Below are 16,824 nucleotides of genomic sequence, written 5' to 3'. Positions count from 1 at the left end.
GCGGCTTTTTCAGACACCAGACGCAAAATCCCGCAATATGCATAAGCGAAACGTTGCAAACCATGTACTTTTTTGATAAAATTGCAGTATTCATAGACGGCATCTCTGTGCTTTTATGTACGTTTTGCCATCGTGTTCTTTATGAGGTGTGGGGAATGGCGGCAACAATCAAGGATATCAGCCGGGAGACCGGTCTGTCACTGGCAACGATTTCAAAATATCTGAACGGCGGGAATGTTCTTCCGAAAAACCGGGAAAAAATAGACGCGGCTGTAGAAAAGCTGCATTATCAGGTCAATGAGATCGCCAGGGGACTGGTGACAAACCGCACAAAAACCATCGGGGTGATCTGTTATAACGCCGCCAGTATTTTCAACGGGACGCTGGTCAGCTATATCGGGGCGGAATTAAGCAGACACGGGTACGGCATGCTCATCTGTGATTCCCGCAACAACGAGGGGCAGGAGGCGGAAAATGTCCGCTTTCTGGTGAACAAGAAGGTGGACGGCATCATCATAACCCCGGTGGCGCACACGGCGGAGTTCCTTTCCCCGGCGGACGAGTCGGGCATCCCGGTGGTTCTTCTTGACCGCAGGGTCAGCGGGTCAGGATATGACAGCGTGACGGTGAATAATCAGCAGGCAGCCTACCTTGCCGGAAAGTATCTGATGCGGAAACATCACAGGAAAATTGCGGCGATCGCCTCAAAGATGGAATATACCGGAATTCAGCGTATGAAGGGTTTGGAGCTGGCTATGTCAGAGTCTTCCCTTTCTATTCCTCCGGAGTACCTGAAACTGGGAAGCCATTCGGTGGAACACGGGTACCGCGGCATGAAGGAGCTGCTGCGGCTGGAGGATCCGCCGACAGCCGTTTTTCTGACAAACTATGACCTGAATCTCGGCGCTGTCATGGCACTCAATGAAGAGGGGGCAGACTGTCCGGGCAGCATCTCCATGCTGGGATTTGATGACCTGATCCTGCCGCATATCATGAAGCCGGATCTGACCGTCGTCGCGCAGCCGATGGAAGAAATGGGACGGAAAGCGGTCGAACTGGTTCTTCACCGGCTGGAATTGAAACATGAAAAAAAGGAAGAGCCGGTCCAGAGCATTGTATTTAGTGCGGCGCTGAAGGAGGGGGACTCCGTCCGGGATCTTGCAGAACCGGGGTTTCAGAGGAGGGGAAAATGAGCGGGAAAAAAGAATTCGGAACAACGGCAGACGGGAAGCAGGCGTCTCTGTATACCATCAGGCGGGGAACGTGTGAAGCAGACCTCACAGATTTCGGGGCATCACTGGTCGCGTTTCGGACAGAGGACAGAGACGGCAGGCTGACAGATGTTGTGCTGGGCTATGATGATGTCAGAGGCTATGAGGAGGGGGACGCCTCCATGGGCGGCAGTGTAGGGAGAAACGCGAATCGGATCGACGGAGCTTCCTTTTCCCTGAACGGGAAAACTTTCTGTCTGGACCGCAATGAAGGGGAAAACAATCTCCACAGCGGATGGAACCGCTATGAAAAACGGATCTGGAAGACCGAAGGTGTGTCCGCCGACGGAACTTCCATTACCTTTTCGCTGTACTCCCCGGACGGCGACCAGGGTTTTCCGGGAAATCTGGTGATCTCTGTGACTTATTCTTTTCCGGAGGAGGGCGCGCTGCAGCTGCTCTGGCGCGCGCAGGCAGATCAGGACACCGTCTGCAATCCTACCAATCACAGCTATTTCAATCTGAACGGTCAGGGAAGCGGGACAGATATCTGCGGACATCAGGTGCAGATTTTTGCGGAGCAGTTCATTCCCGTCAGAAAGGGCGGAATACCGACCGGAGAGCAGGCGGAGGTAGAGGGAACTCCGTTTGATTTCCGCGCTCCGAAAGAAATCGGTGCGGACATCGAAAGAGCGGACGAACAGCTGCAGCTGACGGGCGGGTATGACCACAATTATGTGCTCGCGGAAAAACAGGATCGTATGCGGAGGGCCGCGGTCGTTTTTGCCCCAAAGACCGGTCTGCGGATGGAGGTCATCACGGATGAGCCCGGCCTGCAGTTCTACACAGGTAATTTTTTGAAGAAGCAGAAAGGCAAAGCCGGAGCCGTTTATGACTTCCGTTCCGGCTTTGCCATGGAGACGCAGTATTTTCCGAACGCGGTCAACCTCCCGCAGTTTGCCCAGCCCGTGCTGAGGGCAGGAGGGGCATTTGAGTCCGCAACCGTCTATCGTTTCAGCAGGGTGCTTCCCTGATTGCTGATTTTGTTACGCCATCTGTTCCGGCTTCGCCACTTCGTAACTGCTCCAGGAGTCCGCGGAGGACTCCTGGAGCAGTGCAGGGAATTCGGCATTGCGGGGCGGCTTCTGGAATATTTGCCTGTAAAAGAAAATAATAATAAAAGATAAGCCGAAGTCATGCCAGACATCGGCAGCAGCAGGAATAATAGACAAAACCTGCTGCTTTTTTTTGACCATAACTTACAAAGTTGAACTCCGTCGGGAAAAAGTATTGAAAACGTTTCCAACCTGTGCTATTCTCCAAGCATAGAAAACGTTTCCAATCCAATAAACAGTAGCGTTTATCAGGTTGGATGAAAACGGTTTCAAGAACCTGCTTACCAAGAGGTAAAGGATATAAAAGGAGGAACAAGAACATGAAAAAGAAAGTTCTCAGCATCGTGCTTGGGACAACCATGGCAGCTTCCATGCTGGCAGCCTGCGGCGGCTCTTCATCCGCGGCGTCTTCCGCAAGCAGCGCGGCATCCGAAAGCGCGGCAGCGTCTAGCAGCGCCGCTTCGGAGGAAGTGGGAAGCACTTCAGCGGCTGCAGATACGGCATCTGACAGCACGGCAAAGACATCTTCCGGAAACGGAAAGGTTTACATGCTGAACTTCAAACCGGAGACAGACCAGGCATGGCAGGATCTGGCAAAGACCTACACCGATCAGACCGGCGTAGAGGTCAACGTCCTTACCGCTGCAGACGGACAGTACGCAACCACACTGCAGTCCGAGATGGCAAAGAGCGAGGCTCCGACCATCTTCAACATCGGCTCTTCCACAGACGCCCAGACCTGGAATGACTACACCTACGATCTGAAGGATTCCGATCTTTACAGCCATGTATCCGATCATTCCCTGGATGTAAAATACGACGGAAAGGTTGCCGGAATCGCAAACTGCTATGAGGCATACGGCATTATCGTAAACAAGACCATCCTGGATGACTACTGCACCATGGACAACGCGGTGATCTCCTCCATTGACGACATCGACAGCTTCGACACCTTAAAGGCAGTGGCAGATGACATACAGGCACGCAAGGATGACATCAACGACCAGTTCGGCTACGACCTGACAGGCGCGTTCACATCCGCAGGACTGGACGACTCCTCTTCCTGGAGATTCTCCGGACATCTGGCAAATATGCCGCTGTACTACGAGTTCAAGGATGACGGCCTGGAGGATCCGACAGCCGGAGAAGCTGAGATCAAGGGAACCTACCTGGATAATTTCAAGAAAGTATGGGATATGTATGTATCGGATTCCGGCGCGGATCCTAAGACTCTGGCAGGCGGTACCTACAACGCAGAGCAGGAATTCGGCATGGAAGAAGCCGTGTTCTATCAGAACGGCGACTGGGAGTATTCCGCGCTGAAGGATGCCGATGGAGATAACGGTTATCTGACTGCAGATGATGATCTTCAGATGATCCCGATTTACTTTGGCGTAGACGATGCAAATGAAGGCCTCTGCGTAGGTACAGAGAACCACTGGGCAGTAAACAGCAAGGCTTCCCAGGATGACATTGACGCGTCTCTGGAATTCCTGAACTGGGTTATTACCTCTGACGAAGGACGCGACGCCCTGACCAACACTATGGGTCTTTCCTGCCCGTTCGATACCTTCACAGGAGATTACGCTCCGACAAACGAGTTCGGCAAGCAGGCATCTGATCTTACCGCTGCAGGCAAGACATCTGTTGCATGGGCATTCAACGCGACACCGAACGTAGATGACTGGAGAGCAGATGTGGTTTCCGCCCTTACCGCTTATACCGACGGTTCCGGCGACTGGGATGCAGTTGTTTCCGCATTCGTAGACGGATGGGCAAACCAGTGGAAGCTGCAGGAAGAAGCCGCAAATTCATAACTGCGGAAAGCCAGAAATAAGCAAGTAAAGAAATACATATACTTATGCCGGAACAGGGCGGTCGCAGCTGCTATGCGGCTGCCCTGTTCCTGACAGAAGGGGGTTCGGAATTATATGAATAAGGCAACCAAAAAATACTGGCCGGTATTTGTTCTCCCGACCATGGCGGCGTTCTGCATCGGCTTCATTGTTCCCTTTGTCTATGGTATCTTCCTTTCCTTCTGCAAGTTCACAACGGTTGTGGACTGGAAGTGGGTAGGGCTGCAGAACTACACAAAGATCTTTTTTGTGAACGGAAAGCTGGACACAACCTTCCTGCACTCACTGTGGTACACCAGTCTTTTTACACTGGTGACTGTCATTATTATCAATGTCGTGGCCTTTGCGATCGCCATGGCTCTGACAAAAGGAATTAAAGGAACCAATCTGTTCCGTACTTCTTTCTTCCTGCCTAATCTGATCGGCGGAATCGTTCTTTCCTACATCTGGCTGATGATTTTCAACGCCATTCTCGCCAAGCATTCTATGACGGTTGTTTCCACACAGTGGACGGCCTTCTGGGGTCTGGTCATCGTGGTCTGCTGGCAGCAGATCGGATATATGATGATCATCTATGTAGCCGGAATCCAGAACATTTCCCCGGACCTGATCGAGGCGGCAAAAATTGACGGCGCCAACGGAAGAGAGCTTCTGCGGTATGTCATCCTTCCGATGCTCCGCCCGACCATAACCATCTGTTCGTTCCTTACACTGACAAACGGATTCAAGCTGTTCGACCAGAACCTGGCGCTGACCGGAGGCAATCCCGGAAAGCTCTCCCAGCTGCTTGCCCTGAATATCTACGATACCATGTACGGGACAACCGGATGGCAGGGCGTAGGGCAGGCAAAGGCTGTCATCTTCTTTATCCTGGTTGCCGTGATCGCTCTGGTTCAGAATAAGCTCACAACGAGAAAGGAGGTAGAGGCATAATGGCTGCCGGTTCAGGAAAAAAAGAAATGGTATCCGCCGCAAGGCAGACAAAGCACGGGACAGCTATGACGGTGTTTTTCGCCATCCTCGCGTTCCTGTGGATTTCTCCGATTCTGATTGTTGTGCTGAACTCCTTTAAGAGAAAGGCTTATATTTTCAAAAATCCCTTTGGAATCAGTAATGTAAGTCTGTCCAGGGGCTTTGACCGCTGGGCGGAGGGGATTAAGAAGACCTTTGTCGGTATGACAAACTATGCAAACGCGATCAAAAAGACGGATTTCTTCCGCTGCTTCGGCTACTCGCTGTTTATCACCGTGGTTTCCGTTGCGCTGATCGTTATCTGCTGCTCCATGTGCGCATGGTACATTGTCCGTGTAAAGAACGTGGCAACAAAAGCGATTTACCTGCTCTGCCTGTTCTCTATGATCGTGCCTTTCCAGATGGTCATGTTCACACTTTCCAAGTTCGCCAACATTCTTCATCTGTCAAACCCGGCAGGGATCTGTATTGTGTACCTGGGATTCGGCGCAGGACTTGCAGTGTTTATGTTTACCGGCTTTGTCAAACAGATTCCGCTGGAAATTGAAGAGGCGGCCATGATCGACGGATGCTCACCGGTTCAGACCTACTTCAAGGTAGTTCTTCCGATTATGAAGCCGACGATCATCACCGTTGCCATTCTGGACGCCATGTGGATCTGGAACGACTACCTCCTGCCCAGCCTGGTTCTGAACGTAAACAAATATAAGACGATTCAGATCGCCGTACAGTTCCTGAAGCAGTCCCACGGACAGATCGACTGGGGCGCCATGATGGCGGTTCTGGTACTTGCTATTCTTCCTATTGTTATCTTCTACATTTTCGTGCAGAGATACATCATCGAGGGAGTTGTGGCCGGAGCGGTCAAAGGCTGAGAGATTTTTTGCCCGGGACAGCCAAGCCTGCAGACGGGAACAGCGCCGTCTGTAGGACGGCAGGGCAGCACGAAGAGAGGGAGAGAAAGGAAAAGATGCGAGCAAGCGGAATACTAATGCCTGTTTTCAGCCTTCCGGGGAACTATGGGATCGGTTGCTTTTCAGAAGAAGCCTACCGGTTTGTGGATTTTCTGGTAAAGGCCGGACAGAAGTACTGGCAGATTCTTCCACTGGGACCTACCGGCTACGGCGATTCGCCGTACCAGTCGTTCTCGGTATTTGCCGGAAATCCGTATTTTATCGATCCGGAGGCGCTTCGGAAAAAAGGACTGCTGGAGGAAGAAGAGCTGCGGGAGCTGGACACAGAAGGAAAGGACAGTCGGGTTGATTACGGATGGATTTATGAACACCGCCTGGCAGTTCTGAAAAAAGCATTCGTTCGGTGGAAAACCGCAGAAGATCCGGATTTCTCCGGCTTTTTACAGAAAACCTCCTGCTGGCTGGAGGATTACGCCCTGTTTATGGCGGAAAAGGATGCCCACGGCGGAAAGGCGTTCTGCGAGTGGGAAGATGATATCCGCTTCCGGAATCCGGAAGCGCTGGAGAGGGAGAAAAAAACACGGAAAGAGGAGATCCTCTTTTACGAGTTCCTGCAGTATGAATTCATGCGGGAATGGGAAGCTCTGAAGAATTATGCCAATGCACACGGCATACAGATAATCGGGGACATCCCTATCTATGTGGCGCCGGACAGCGCGGATTTCTGGGCAAATCCGTCACTGTTCCAGACGGATGAAAAAAATCTGCCCTCTGCGGTGGCGGGAGTTCCTCCGGACGGCTTTTCCGCGGACGGACAGCTGTGGGGCAACCCCCTTTACGACTGGGAAGAACACCGCAGAACCGGCTACAGCTGGTGGGTGATGCGGATGCGCCGGTGCGTAGAGTTTTACGATGTCGTCCGCATTGATCATTTCCGTGGCTTTGACGAATATTATTCGGTAAAAGCCGGAGAAAAGACGGCTGCCGGGGGTGTCTGGAAGAAGGGACCCGGATTGGAGCTGTTTCAGACGCTGCGGAAGGAAATCGGGCACGTCAGCATTATCGCGGAGGATCTGGGGTATATTACAGATTCCGTGCGGAAGCTGGTAAAGGACACCGGCTATCCGAATATGCGAGTTTTTGAGTTCGGTTTTGATTCCAGAGATTCCAGCGGAAGATGGACTTATCTGCCGTTCAACTATATCAGCAACTGCGTGGTATATACGGGAACGCACGACAACGAGACACTGGCCGGATGGATGGATAACATCATGCCCACCGAGATGCAGGAGCTGATGGACTATGTCGGCTACTTCGGAGACAGCAAGGAAGAGCTGGTCGACCAGATCATCCGTGTCGTGGAGGGCTCCGTGGCGGATCTCTGCATGATTCCGCTGCAGGACTGGCTGCATCTGGACAATACGGCCAGGATCAATCATCCCAGTACGACCGGGAAAAACTGGACATGGAGGGTGAGCGGCGAGCAGATAACGGATGAACTTGCGGATAAAATACGGAGAATGACAAATATTTACGGAAGAAAATCCTGAGAGGAGATGCAGGAGGCAATGGCGGGACTGACCATTAAAGATATAGCAAGAATCTGTGATGTCAGCATCAGCACAGTGTCGCGGGCCATTAACAATGACCCCGGGATCAACGCCCGGACAAGGGAGCGGGTGCTGCAGGTGGTAAAGGAATTTAATTATATTCCCAACAACAGTGCGCGGAATCTGAAAATGGCGGAGTCCAATACCATCGTCCTGCTGGTCAAGGGTATCAATAACCCTTTCTTTCAGAGTATGTTTCCTTATTTTCAGGCAGGGCTGGAAAAGGAAGGCTATCAGTATCTGCTGCATACCATTGATGAGGACGCGGATGAGGCCTATGCCGCGGAGGAAATTACAAAAGAGAAAAGGCTGAAGGGAATCATTTTTCTCGGAGGAATTCTGGACTATCCGGAGGTCGTGCTGGAGAATATCCAGGTGCCGGCCGTCCTTTGTTCGGTCGCCGTGGCCAGCCCGGTTCTGGATAAGGCGGAGCCGCGGATCTCCATGGTCTCGATTGACGATGAGGCAGAGGCCTACAAGGCGGTCAGCTATTTCTGCCGGAAGGGCCACCGCCGGATCGCGATTATCGCCGGACGGAAGGGGGATTACACCGTGGGAAGCCGGCGCCTTGCAGGATACAGGCGGGCGCTGCAGGATTACGGCATTCCCTTTGATCCGGAATTGGTGGGCTATCAGAAGGAGGATCTGCCGGAGTATTCCGAGGCCAACGGCTACGCGGCAGCGATGGAGCTGCTGAAATCAGGCAGAAGGTTCACGGCGTTTTTTGTTATCTCCGACCGGATGGCCATGGGAGTCTACAAAGCCATTTACGATACCGGGAAAAAAATACCGGAGGATTATTCGGTCATCGGATTCGACGGAATCGAGGCGGTCCGCTATATGTACCCCGCGCTTACCACCATGATCCAGCCGGCCAGAAAGATGGCGCAGTCTTCCATTGATCTTCTGATGGATCAGATAAACGGAGATACCAGGAAGAAACATGTTATGTACGAGGCGGAGCTCCACGAGAGAGACTCTGTCCGCACCATTGAGGATAAAGAATGAGAGCAGGCGGAATATTGCTTCCGGTGTCAGCACTTCCATCGAAGTACGGGATCGGAGGCTTTTCTGATGAAGCATATCAATTTGTCGATTTTCTGAGGGAAGCTGGCCAAACTTACTGGCAGGTTCTTCCTCTGGGACCGACCGGGTTCGGGGATTCCCCCTACCAGGCATTTTCAACCTTTGCGGGAAATCCGTATTTCATCTCCCTGGAACAGCTGCAGAAGGAAAACCTTCTGACGGAAGAGGAGTGCAGGGAGGCGGACTGCGGGGAACAGGCGGATTCCGTTGATTACGGAAAACTTTACCGGACCCGCTTTGCGGTCCTGCGGAAAGCCTGGAACCGGTTCCGCTCCCCGGAGGGGAGTGCGGCGGACAAAGAGGCGTTCCGGGTTTTCCGGGAGGAAAACAGAGACTGGCTGGAGGATTACTGCCTGTTCCGGGTCCTGAAGGACCGGTTCGGCGGAAAAAGCTGGATGGAATGGCCGGACGCCTTTAAAAACCGGGAACCGGGCGCTCTGCTTGAGGCGGAGGAAAAGGAAACCGCGGAGGAAGGCTTTTACGCTTTTCTGGAATATGAATTTCTCAAGCAGTGGAGAGAGCTGAAAGCCTACGCCAACAGGCAGGGAATCCGGATTATCGGCGATATTCCGATCTATGTGGCGATGGACAGCTCGGATGCCTGGGCGGCGCCGGAACTGTTTCAGTTTGACAGGGACCGTGTTCCGCAGGCTGTTGCCGGCGTTCCCCCGGATGTCTTTTCCGCGGACGGACAGCTGTGGGGCAATCCGCTGTATGACTGGGAGTATCATAAAAAAACCGGCTATTCCTGGTGGGTAAAAAGAATGACGCACTGCAGGGAGCTGTATGACATGATCCGGATCGACCATTTCCGCGGCTTCGAGGCATATTATTCGGTTCCTTATGGGGAAAAGACGGCCAGAAACGGCAGATGGGTAAAGGGACCGGGCATGGATCTGTTTCGTGTTCTGAAAAAAGCCATGGGACAGGCCGGAGTCATCGCGGAGGATCTGGGAGTTATTACAGACGGGGTAAAAGAGCTGATCCGGGAAACCGGTTATCCGGGCATGAAGGTCCTTCAGTTTGCCTTTGGATCCGGGCCGGACAATTCCTTCCTTCCGTGGAACTATCCGGCAAACTGCGTGGTGTATACGGGAACCCACGACAACGACACCACCGTGGGGTGGTATCACAACGCGGAGCCCGGAGAAAAAAGATTTTTCCGTCAGTATGTAGGAAGACAGCGGATGACAGACAGAGAGGCCTGCCGGGAAATGATCCGGCTTGCTCTGGCAAGTCCGGCGGATCTGGCCGTTATTCCCATGCAGGACTGGCTGGAGCTTGGAAACAGCGCAAGAATCAACCTTCCCGCAACCGTCGGGACAAACTGGAGATGGAGGATGCTCCCCGGACAGGCCGGACCGGAGCTGAAGGCGGAGATTCTGGAAATGACACAAGTTTACGGCCGGGCCGGCGCTTCGGAAGCCGGGCAGGGTACAGAGAAAAACCAGAAATAACAGGAGTGTACATATGGAAGAAAAAATCAACAACATGCTGCGGGCAAAATTCGGAAGAAACCTGAGTGACTGCACCAAGGAGGAAATTTTCGAGGTCCTTCTCTGCATCACACGGGAGAAGATGGAGCAGGAGCCGAGGATAGAGGGAAAGAAGAAGCTGTACTATATTTCCGCGGAATTTCTGATTGGCAAGCTGCTGTCTAACAATCTGATCAACCTGGGCCTGTATGACGAGATCAATACCATCCTGAAAAAGTACAAGCTGGAGCTCTCCGATATCGAGGAGCTGGAGCTGGAGCCGTCTCTGGGCAATGGCGGGCTTGGCCGGCTGGCCGCCTGCTTCCTGGATTCCATAGCCACCCTGCAGCTCTGCGGAGACGGCGTCGGGCTGAATTATCACTTCGGCCTGTTCCGCCAGGAATTTGTGAACAACAAGCAGAAAGAAGTGAAAAATCCGTGGATACGGACAGAGAGCTGGCTGGAGCGCCGCCCGGAGTCCTTTGAGGTTCCCTTCCGCCGCTTTACTCTCCGCTCGGTGATGTATGACATTGATATTCCGGGCTATGAGACCGGGAACTGCAACCGCCTGCATCTGTTCGACCTGGATTCTGTCGATGACAACATGGTTACAGACGACAGCATCTCCTTTGATATGGACGATATTCCCCATAATCTGACGCTGTTTCTCTATCCGGACGACAGCACCCGCCAGGGCCAGCTTCTCCGGATCTATCAGCAGTATTTTATAGTCAGCAATGCTGCCCAGCTGATCCTGAAGGAAACGGAAGAGAGGGGCGGAGACCTTCACCGTCTGTATGATTATGTGGCTGTCCAGATCAATGACACCCATCCGTCTATGGTCATTCCGGAGCTGATCCGTCTGCTGCAGAACCGGGGCTTCTCCATGAACGAGGCGATAGATGTGGTGACAAAGACCTGTGCGTATACCAACCACACTATTCTGGCGGAGGCGCTGGAGAAGTGGCCGATTGATTATCTGGCGGAAGTGGTTCCGCACCTGATTCCCATTATCCGGGAACTGGATGCCCGTGTCAGGGAGAAGAAATATCCGGAGAGCACCTATATTATCGACAAGGATAACCGGGTGCATATGGCGCATATGGATATCCATTACGGACATTCCGTCAACGGCGTTGCCGCTCTTCACACGAAAATTCTGGAAGATACAGAGCTGCATAACTTCTATGAGCTGTATCCGGAGAAGTTCAACAACAAGACAAACGGCATCACCTTCCGCCGCTGGCTGATTTATTCCAACCCGGAGCTTACGAATTTCATTGAGAGCCTGATCGGCGGAGGCTTCCGCAGGGACGCCATGGAGCTGGAAAAGCTGCTGAAATATAAGGATGACCCGGCGGTGCTGCACAGGCTCGGAGAAATCCGCCACCACAATAAGAGAAAACTGGCCCGCTATCTGTATGAGACGCAGAATCTCAGCTTGGATGTGGACTCCATTCTGGATGTACAGGTAAAACGTCTTCATGAGTATAAGCGCCAGCAGATGAACTGTCTGTACGCCATCTATAAATATCTGGAGATTAAAAAGGGAAACCTTCCCGCCCGTCCGATCACGATGCTGTTCGGCGCCAAGGCGGCTCCGGCCTATATCATCGCGAAGGATATCATTCATCTGATCCTCTGCCTGCAGGATCTGACCATGAACGATCCGGAGGTAAGCCCGTATCTTCGTGTGATGATGGTGGAAAACTATAACGTGACAAAGGCCTCCCACATCATCCCGGCAGCGGATATCTCCGAGCAGATCTCTCTGGCTTCCAAGGAGGCATCCGGAACCAGCAACATGAAATTCATGCTTAACGGTGCCGTTACGCTTGGAACCGAGGACGGCGCGAATGTAGAGATTCATCAGATGGTTGGCGACGACAATATCTATATCTTCGGCGCGTCCTCAGACAAGGTAGTGGATCTGTACGAGAAGGCCGCCTACCATCCGGAGGATTACTACGACACCGACCCGCTGATTCATAAGCTGGTGGATTTCATTGTAGGGGAAGAAATGGTGAACCGGGGCGATCCGGTCTGCCTGGAGAGACTGCACCACGAGCTGGTTACTAAGGACTGGTTTATGACTCTTCTGGATCTGAAGGATTATATTGCCACCAAGGAAAAGATGTTTGATGATTTCAATGACAGAGAGAGCTGGTATAAGAAAGAGCTGGTCAACATCGCAAAGGCCGGGTATTTCAGCTCCGACCGGACCATTGAGCAGTACAACAAAGACATCTGGAAGCTGAAGTAAGGCTGCGCTCCGCGCGGAACCGGCGGTATTCAGAATATATCAGTAACAAAAAGCACCTGTTGAAATGCCTGCGACGGCCCTTCTACAGGTGCTTTTTCCTCGTTGCACTGAAACGAAAATATAAATTACGATGCAAAATAAGACGCAAAAAGAGACGCAAAAAAATACGTTTCTTTTTGCGTCTCGATCTGATACGGAAATATCATCGTTTTACAAGTTACGTGTCTCAGTTCCTTGAAAATTCCTCCAGCTGCAGTCCCTCGTTGCGGTCGAGTACCATCCCGACGCTCCAGGAGTTGACAAACAGCAGCAGCGGATTTCCCTTCATGTCCACAACCTTCTTCATATCACTGGTTCCCACCAGGTGATCCAAATCTACCTCGTCCTTGTTCACGATCCAGCGGATGTACTCGTAGGGCAGCATATCCAGGCGGATATCCACGTTGTACTCGTTTTCCAGCCGGAATTTCAGAACGTCAAACTGCAGGACGCCGACAACGCCCACAATGATCTCCTCCATGCCGCCGCTGTTTTCCCGGAAGATCTGGATGGCCCCTTCCTGCGCGATCTGCTCGATCCCCTTTACAAACTGTTTCCGTTTCATGGAATCCAGAAGCGCTACACGGGCAAAATGCTCCGGCGCAAAGGTCGGAATTCCCTCAAAGCGGAATTTTTTTCCGGGGGCACAAACGGTGTCGCCGATGGAAAAGAGCCCGGGATCGAAAACGCCGATAATATCGCCGGCATATGCCTCCGATACTACATGTCTGTCGTCGGCCATCATCTGCTGGGGCTGCAGGAGCCGCATTTTTCTGTCGCCCTGTACATGGTAGACTTCTTTGTCGGCGTCAAATTTTCCGGAGCAGATCCGCATAAAGGCGATTCTGTCCCGGTGGTTTTTATTCATATTGGCCTGAATCTTAAACACAAAGGCGGAAAAATCCGGGTCCGCCGGGTTGATCAGTCCGCAGTCCGCCATCCGGGGAAGGGGAGAACTGGTCATTTTCAGGAAGTGCTGCAGGAAGGTTTCCACGCCGAAATTGGTCAGTGCCGACCCGAAGAAAACAGGAGAGAGCTCGCCTTTGTCTACTTTAGACTGATCGAATTCCACGGATGCCCCGTCCAGAAGCTCAATTTCTTCCTCCAGCTGGGCCTTCTGGTCTTCGGTGATGACGTCCAGCAGGTGCGGGTCGTTCAGATCGATCTCTTCCTCAATTCCTTCTTTGGTTCCCTTTAGTGTGTCGCGGAAGGTGAGAACCCGCCGGGTATTGCGGTCATAAACCCCGCGGAAGTTCTTTCCGGATCCGATTGGCCAGTTGACGGGGCAGGTGGGAATTCCCAGTTCCTTTTCAATCTCATCCACCAGATCAAAGGTGTCTCTTGCGTCCCGGTCCAGCTTATTAATAAAGGTAAAGATAGGAATATGGCGCATAGCGCAGACCTTGAACAGTTTTCTTGTCTGAGCCTCCACACCCTTGCCGCCGTCGATGACCATAACGGCGGAATCCGCCGCCATCAGGGTTCGGTAGGTGTCCTCGGAGAAGTCCTGGTGTCCGGGTGTATCCAGAATATTGATGCAGTACCCGTCATACAAAAACTGGAGCACCGAGGAGGTGACAGAAATACCTCTCTGTTTTTCAATTTCCATCCAGTCGGAAACCGCGTGGCGGGCAGTTGCCTTCCCCTTTACGGAACCGGCCTGGTTCAGTACCCCTCCGTAAAGCAGAAATTTTTCAGTCAATGTTGTTTTTCCGGCATCCGGATGCGAGATAATGGCGAACGTCCGCCGCCGCTCAATTTCCCTGGAATAATCAGCCACGTGTGCCTCCTCTGATTTGAATTGATGAAATTGATAAAAAGGTATCATAATCATACTCTTTGCACGGAAATTTACTATAGCACAGAGGGCTTTTTTCCGTCAATGACTACGGCAAAGCCGCTCTTTTATTTGAAAAGGATATTTGCTATAATAGCGGCAAAAGCTCCAGAAGGTCAGGAGGGCATTATGGCACAGAAAGCATCGAAGAACGAAAAAAATTCCAAAAATTCATATACGATTTACGATGATCATACCACAGGCACAGTGGAAATCGCGGACGAGGTCATCAGCACCATTGCGGCGCTGGCGGCCACGGAAGTAGAAGGCGTTGCCTCTATTATTGGAAATATTACCCATGAAAAAGCGGCGCGGGCCGGAAGCAGGGCCCTGTCAAGAGGAATCAAGATACGGGTGGAGGATAAGGAGATCACTGTCAGCATGGTTATCCTTATGCAGTACGCTTACAGTATTCCGGAGACAACCCGCAAGGTGCAGGAAAAGGTTAAGAACACACTGGAGACGATGACCGGGCTTGGTGTACGTGAGGTGAATGTCAGTGTCGCCGACGTTGCGGCACAGTAACAGGAGAATCTATGAAACGCAGCGAATTAAGAGAAACCGTATTCCGTATTCTTTTTATGCGGCAGTTTAATACAGAAGAGGAAATGAAGGAACAGGCCGCTTTGTATCTGGACGGTCTGAAGGAAGGACGGGAAGAGGTTCCCTATTCGGAATCTGTCACGGCAGAGGATGAGGCCGCGGTTACGGAAAAACTTGGCGGCATTATGAAGCACATTCCTGAAATAGACACGCTGCTGAACCAGACGTCCCGCGGCTGGAAGACAAGCCGTATGGCGAAGGTGGATCTTTCCATTCTGCGGCTGGCGGTCTACGAGATGAAATATGACGACACGGTTCCCACCGGGGTCGCAATCAATGAGGCCGTAGAGCTGGCCAAGCATTACGGCGGGGCAGAATCCCCTTCCTTTATTAATGGGATTCTGGGGAAAATAGCCAGAGCCGGTTCGGAAGAAGAAGCGGAGCCCGGGACATCGGAAGCCGCGGAGCATCAGAAGGAATCCGGAGCATCGGAGTAAGCAGTTGTGAAAGAACGTGTGTACAGCGTAGAACAGGTGAACAGTTACATCCGGAACATGTTTTCCGCCGATTATCTGCTCCGCCGCATTTCTGTCAGCGGGGAGATCAGTAACTGCAAATATCATTCCTCCGGGCATATCTATTTTACACTGAAGGATGAGAGATCTGCGCTGTCCTGTGTGATGTTCGCGGGAGACCGGAAAGGGCTCGGCTTTTCCATGAAGGACGGGGACCGGGTTGTTGTAACGGGCTCTGTGGATACGTATATCCGCGACGGAAGGTATCAGCTCTACGCAAAAAAAATTATGCTGCAGGGTGCCGGGGTGCTGTACGAGCGCTTCCTGGCGCTGAAAGCGGAGCTGGAGAAAAAGGGTCTGTTCGATCCGGCGCGTAAAAAGCCGATTCCCGGCTACGTCAGGCAGCTTGGCATTGTCACGGCGCCTACGGGGGCCGCTGTTCAGGATATCCGCAACATTTCTCTGCGGAGAAATCCCTATATTCAATTATTTTTATATCCGGCACAGGTGCAGGGAGAAGGCGCCGCGCACAGTATTGCCACCGGGATCCAGGTTCTGGACCAGCTGGGACTGGACTGCATTATTGTAGGCAGAGGCGGAGGCTCGATCGAGGATCTTTGGGCGTTTAACGAAGAGGAGGTCGCCTGGGCGATCTATAATTGCCGGACACCTGTCATCTCTGCGGTGGGACATGAGACAGATACCACAATCGCGGATTTTGCCGCAGACCTGCGGGCGCCTACGCCCTCTGCGGGGGCGGAGCTGGCGGTAGCGGATGTTGCCGGTGTTCTCCGGAGACTGGAGCAGTACAGGCAGCGCCTGACGGCGGATATGAAAGAAAAGATCCGGGGCGGGAGAGAGCATACGTCGCAGATCTCGGCGCGGCTTCGGTTGGTCAGCCCGGCGCATCAGATCAGGGAAAAGCGGCAGCGGCTGGCGGATCTGGAGGATTCGCTGCAGTCTGGAGAGAGGCGGATTCTGGAGGACAGGAAAGAGAGGCTTCGCAGAACGGCGGAACAGCTCCGGGCGCAGCCGGAGCGTATTATCCGGGAGAAAAAACAGACCCTGCGGATCTATCAGGAAAAAATGCGCGGAAGACCGGAGCGATTACTGGAGCGGAGCAGGCACAGGCTTCAGATTCTGGCAGAGCGGATGGAAGGGCTATCGCCGGTGCGGAAGCTGAGCCAGGGATATTCCTACACATCCGATAAAAACGGAAAAAACATTTCCAGTGTTGCCCGCGTAAAGCCAGGTGATATGCTTCATGTCACGGTGCGGGACGGTGTGATACATGGGACGGTAACCGAGATAGAGAAGAAGAAAGTCATATAAACCGTCAGACCCGCCGGCAAAAGGGCTTCACAGGTATCGGACCTCATCCGGAACGG

At 52.6% G+C, this 16,824-nt stretch carries 13 protein-coding genes; 12 read left to right on the top strand and 1 reads right to left on the bottom strand.

Going from position 1 to position 16,824, the window contains the following annotated elements; genetic code table 11:
• Positions 1-155 precede the first annotated feature (155 nt).
• From FYJ60_RS05870 to FYJ60_RS05830, 9 genes are all read left to right on the top strand, one after another.
• Positions 156-1,193 (top strand): LacI family DNA-binding transcriptional regulator, encoded by a 1,038-nt coding sequence (locus FYJ60_RS05870; protein ID WP_154457737.1) that lies wholly within the window; start codon positions 156-158, stop codon positions 1,191-1,193.
• Positions 1,190-2,245 (top strand): aldose epimerase family protein, encoded by a 1,056-nt coding sequence (locus tag FYJ60_RS05865; protein ID WP_154457736.1) that lies wholly within the window; start codon positions 1,190-1,192, stop codon positions 2,243-2,245. The genes FYJ60_RS05870 and FYJ60_RS05865 overlap by 4 nt, the downstream gene beginning before the upstream one ends.
• 401 nt (positions 2,246-2,646) lie before the next feature.
• The gene (locus tag FYJ60_RS05860; RefSeq protein ID WP_154457735.1) at positions 2,647-4,143 is read left to right on the top strand and encodes an ABC transporter substrate-binding protein; all 1,497 of its coding nucleotides are present in this window, start codon (positions 2,647-2,649) and stop codon (positions 4,141-4,143) included.
• Positions 4,144-4,257: 114 nt separating this feature from the next.
• Positions 4,258-5,115, top strand: a complete 858-nt coding sequence (locus FYJ60_RS05855) for a carbohydrate ABC transporter permease (RefSeq protein ID WP_154457734.1) — start codon at positions 4,258-4,260, stop codon at positions 5,113-5,115.
• Positions 5,115-6,029: a carbohydrate ABC transporter permease gene (locus FYJ60_RS05850; RefSeq protein ID WP_154457733.1), complete on the top strand. Its 915-nt coding sequence runs from the start codon at positions 5,115-5,117 to the stop codon at positions 6,027-6,029. The genes FYJ60_RS05855 and FYJ60_RS05850 overlap by 1 nt, the downstream gene beginning before the upstream one ends.
• 95 nt (positions 6,030-6,124) lie before the next feature.
• Positions 6,125-7,618: a 4-alpha-glucanotransferase gene (malQ, locus tag FYJ60_RS05845; RefSeq protein WP_154457732.1), complete on the top strand. Its 1,494-nt coding sequence runs from the start codon at positions 6,125-6,127 to the stop codon at positions 7,616-7,618.
• Between the two features lie 18 nt (positions 7,619-7,636).
• Positions 7,637-8,686 (top strand): LacI family DNA-binding transcriptional regulator, encoded by a 1,050-nt coding sequence (locus FYJ60_RS05840; RefSeq protein WP_154457731.1) that lies wholly within the window; start codon positions 7,637-7,639, stop codon positions 8,684-8,686.
• Positions 8,683-10,221 (top strand): 4-alpha-glucanotransferase, encoded by a 1,539-nt coding sequence (gene malQ, locus FYJ60_RS05835; protein WP_154457730.1) that lies wholly within the window; start codon positions 8,683-8,685, stop codon positions 10,219-10,221. Before FYJ60_RS05840 ends, malQ (FYJ60_RS05835) begins: the two co-directional genes overlap by 4 nt.
• Positions 10,222-10,234: 13 nt before the next feature.
• Positions 10,235-12,502 (top strand): glycogen/starch/alpha-glucan phosphorylase, encoded by a 2,268-nt coding sequence (locus FYJ60_RS05830; RefSeq protein WP_154457729.1) that lies wholly within the window; start codon positions 10,235-10,237, stop codon positions 12,500-12,502.
• 226 nt (positions 12,503-12,728) lie between these two features.
• Here FYJ60_RS05830 and FYJ60_RS05825 read toward each other — a convergent pair whose 3' ends face one another.
• Complete coding sequence (locus FYJ60_RS05825) at positions 12,729-14,321, bottom strand: peptide chain release factor 3 (protein WP_330579127.1); 1,593 nt, start codon at positions 14,319-14,321, stop codon at positions 12,729-12,731.
• 186 nt (positions 14,322-14,507) lie between these two features.
• Here FYJ60_RS05825 and FYJ60_RS05820 point away from each other — a divergent pair, with 186 nt between their 5' ends.
• The 3 genes from FYJ60_RS05820 to xseA are packed head-to-tail and all read left to right on the top strand — an operon-like array spanning position 14,508 to position 16,768.
• Positions 14,508-14,903 (top strand): Asp23/Gls24 family envelope stress response protein, encoded by a 396-nt coding sequence (locus FYJ60_RS05820; RefSeq protein WP_154457727.1) that lies wholly within the window; start codon positions 14,508-14,510, stop codon positions 14,901-14,903.
• Between the two features lie 11 nt (positions 14,904-14,914).
• Positions 14,915-15,418 carry a transcription antitermination factor NusB gene (nusB, locus tag FYJ60_RS05815; RefSeq protein ID WP_154457726.1) on the top strand — a complete coding sequence of 168 codons (504 nt, stop codon included), beginning with the start codon at positions 14,915-14,917 and terminating at the stop codon, positions 15,416-15,418.
• 57 nt (positions 15,419-15,475) lie between these two features.
• Positions 15,476-16,768: an exodeoxyribonuclease VII large subunit gene (gene xseA / locus FYJ60_RS05810; RefSeq protein ID WP_154457861.1), complete on the top strand. Its 1,293-nt coding sequence runs from the start codon at positions 15,476-15,478 to the stop codon at positions 16,766-16,768.
• The last annotated feature ends 56 nt before the right edge of the window (positions 16,769-16,824 follow it).

This window comes from Bilifractor porci (genome assembly GCF_009696005.1).
GTDB lineage: Bacteria > Bacillota > Clostridia > Lachnospirales > Lachnospiraceae > Bilifractor > Bilifractor porci.
This window is presented reverse-complemented; position numbering and strand designations above follow the sequence as displayed.

Coding starts and splice junctions, on each gene's coding strand:
- FYJ60_RS05870 (WP_154457737.1), top strand. CDS start 156: ATGGCGGCAACAATCAAGGATATCAGCCGGGAGACCGGTCTGTCACTG.
- FYJ60_RS05865 (WP_154457736.1), top strand. CDS start 1,190: ATGAGCGGGAAAAAAGAATTCGGAACAACGGCAGACGGGAAGCAGGCG.
- FYJ60_RS05860 (WP_154457735.1), top strand. CDS start 2,647: ATGAAAAAGAAAGTTCTCAGCATCGTGCTTGGGACAACCATGGCAGCT.
- FYJ60_RS05855 (WP_154457734.1), top strand. CDS start 4,258: ATGAATAAGGCAACCAAAAAATACTGGCCGGTATTTGTTCTCCCGACC.
- FYJ60_RS05850 (WP_154457733.1), top strand. CDS start 5,115: ATGGCTGCCGGTTCAGGAAAAAAAGAAATGGTATCCGCCGCAAGGCAG.
- malQ (WP_154457732.1), top strand. CDS start 6,125: ATGCGAGCAAGCGGAATACTAATGCCTGTTTTCAGCCTTCCGGGGAAC.
- FYJ60_RS05840 (WP_154457731.1), top strand. CDS start 7,637: ATGGCGGGACTGACCATTAAAGATATAGCAAGAATCTGTGATGTCAGC.
- malQ (WP_154457730.1), top strand. CDS start 8,683: ATGAGAGCAGGCGGAATATTGCTTCCGGTGTCAGCACTTCCATCGAAG.
- FYJ60_RS05830 (WP_154457729.1), top strand. CDS start 10,235: ATGGAAGAAAAAATCAACAACATGCTGCGGGCAAAATTCGGAAGAAAC.
- FYJ60_RS05820 (WP_154457727.1), top strand. CDS start 14,508: ATGGCACAGAAAGCATCGAAGAACGAAAAAAATTCCAAAAATTCATAT.
- nusB (WP_154457726.1), top strand. CDS start 14,915: ATGAAACGCAGCGAATTAAGAGAAACCGTATTCCGTATTCTTTTTATG.
- xseA (WP_154457861.1), top strand. CDS start 15,476: ATGTTTTCCGCCGATTATCTGCTCCGCCGCATTTCTGTCAGCGGGGAG.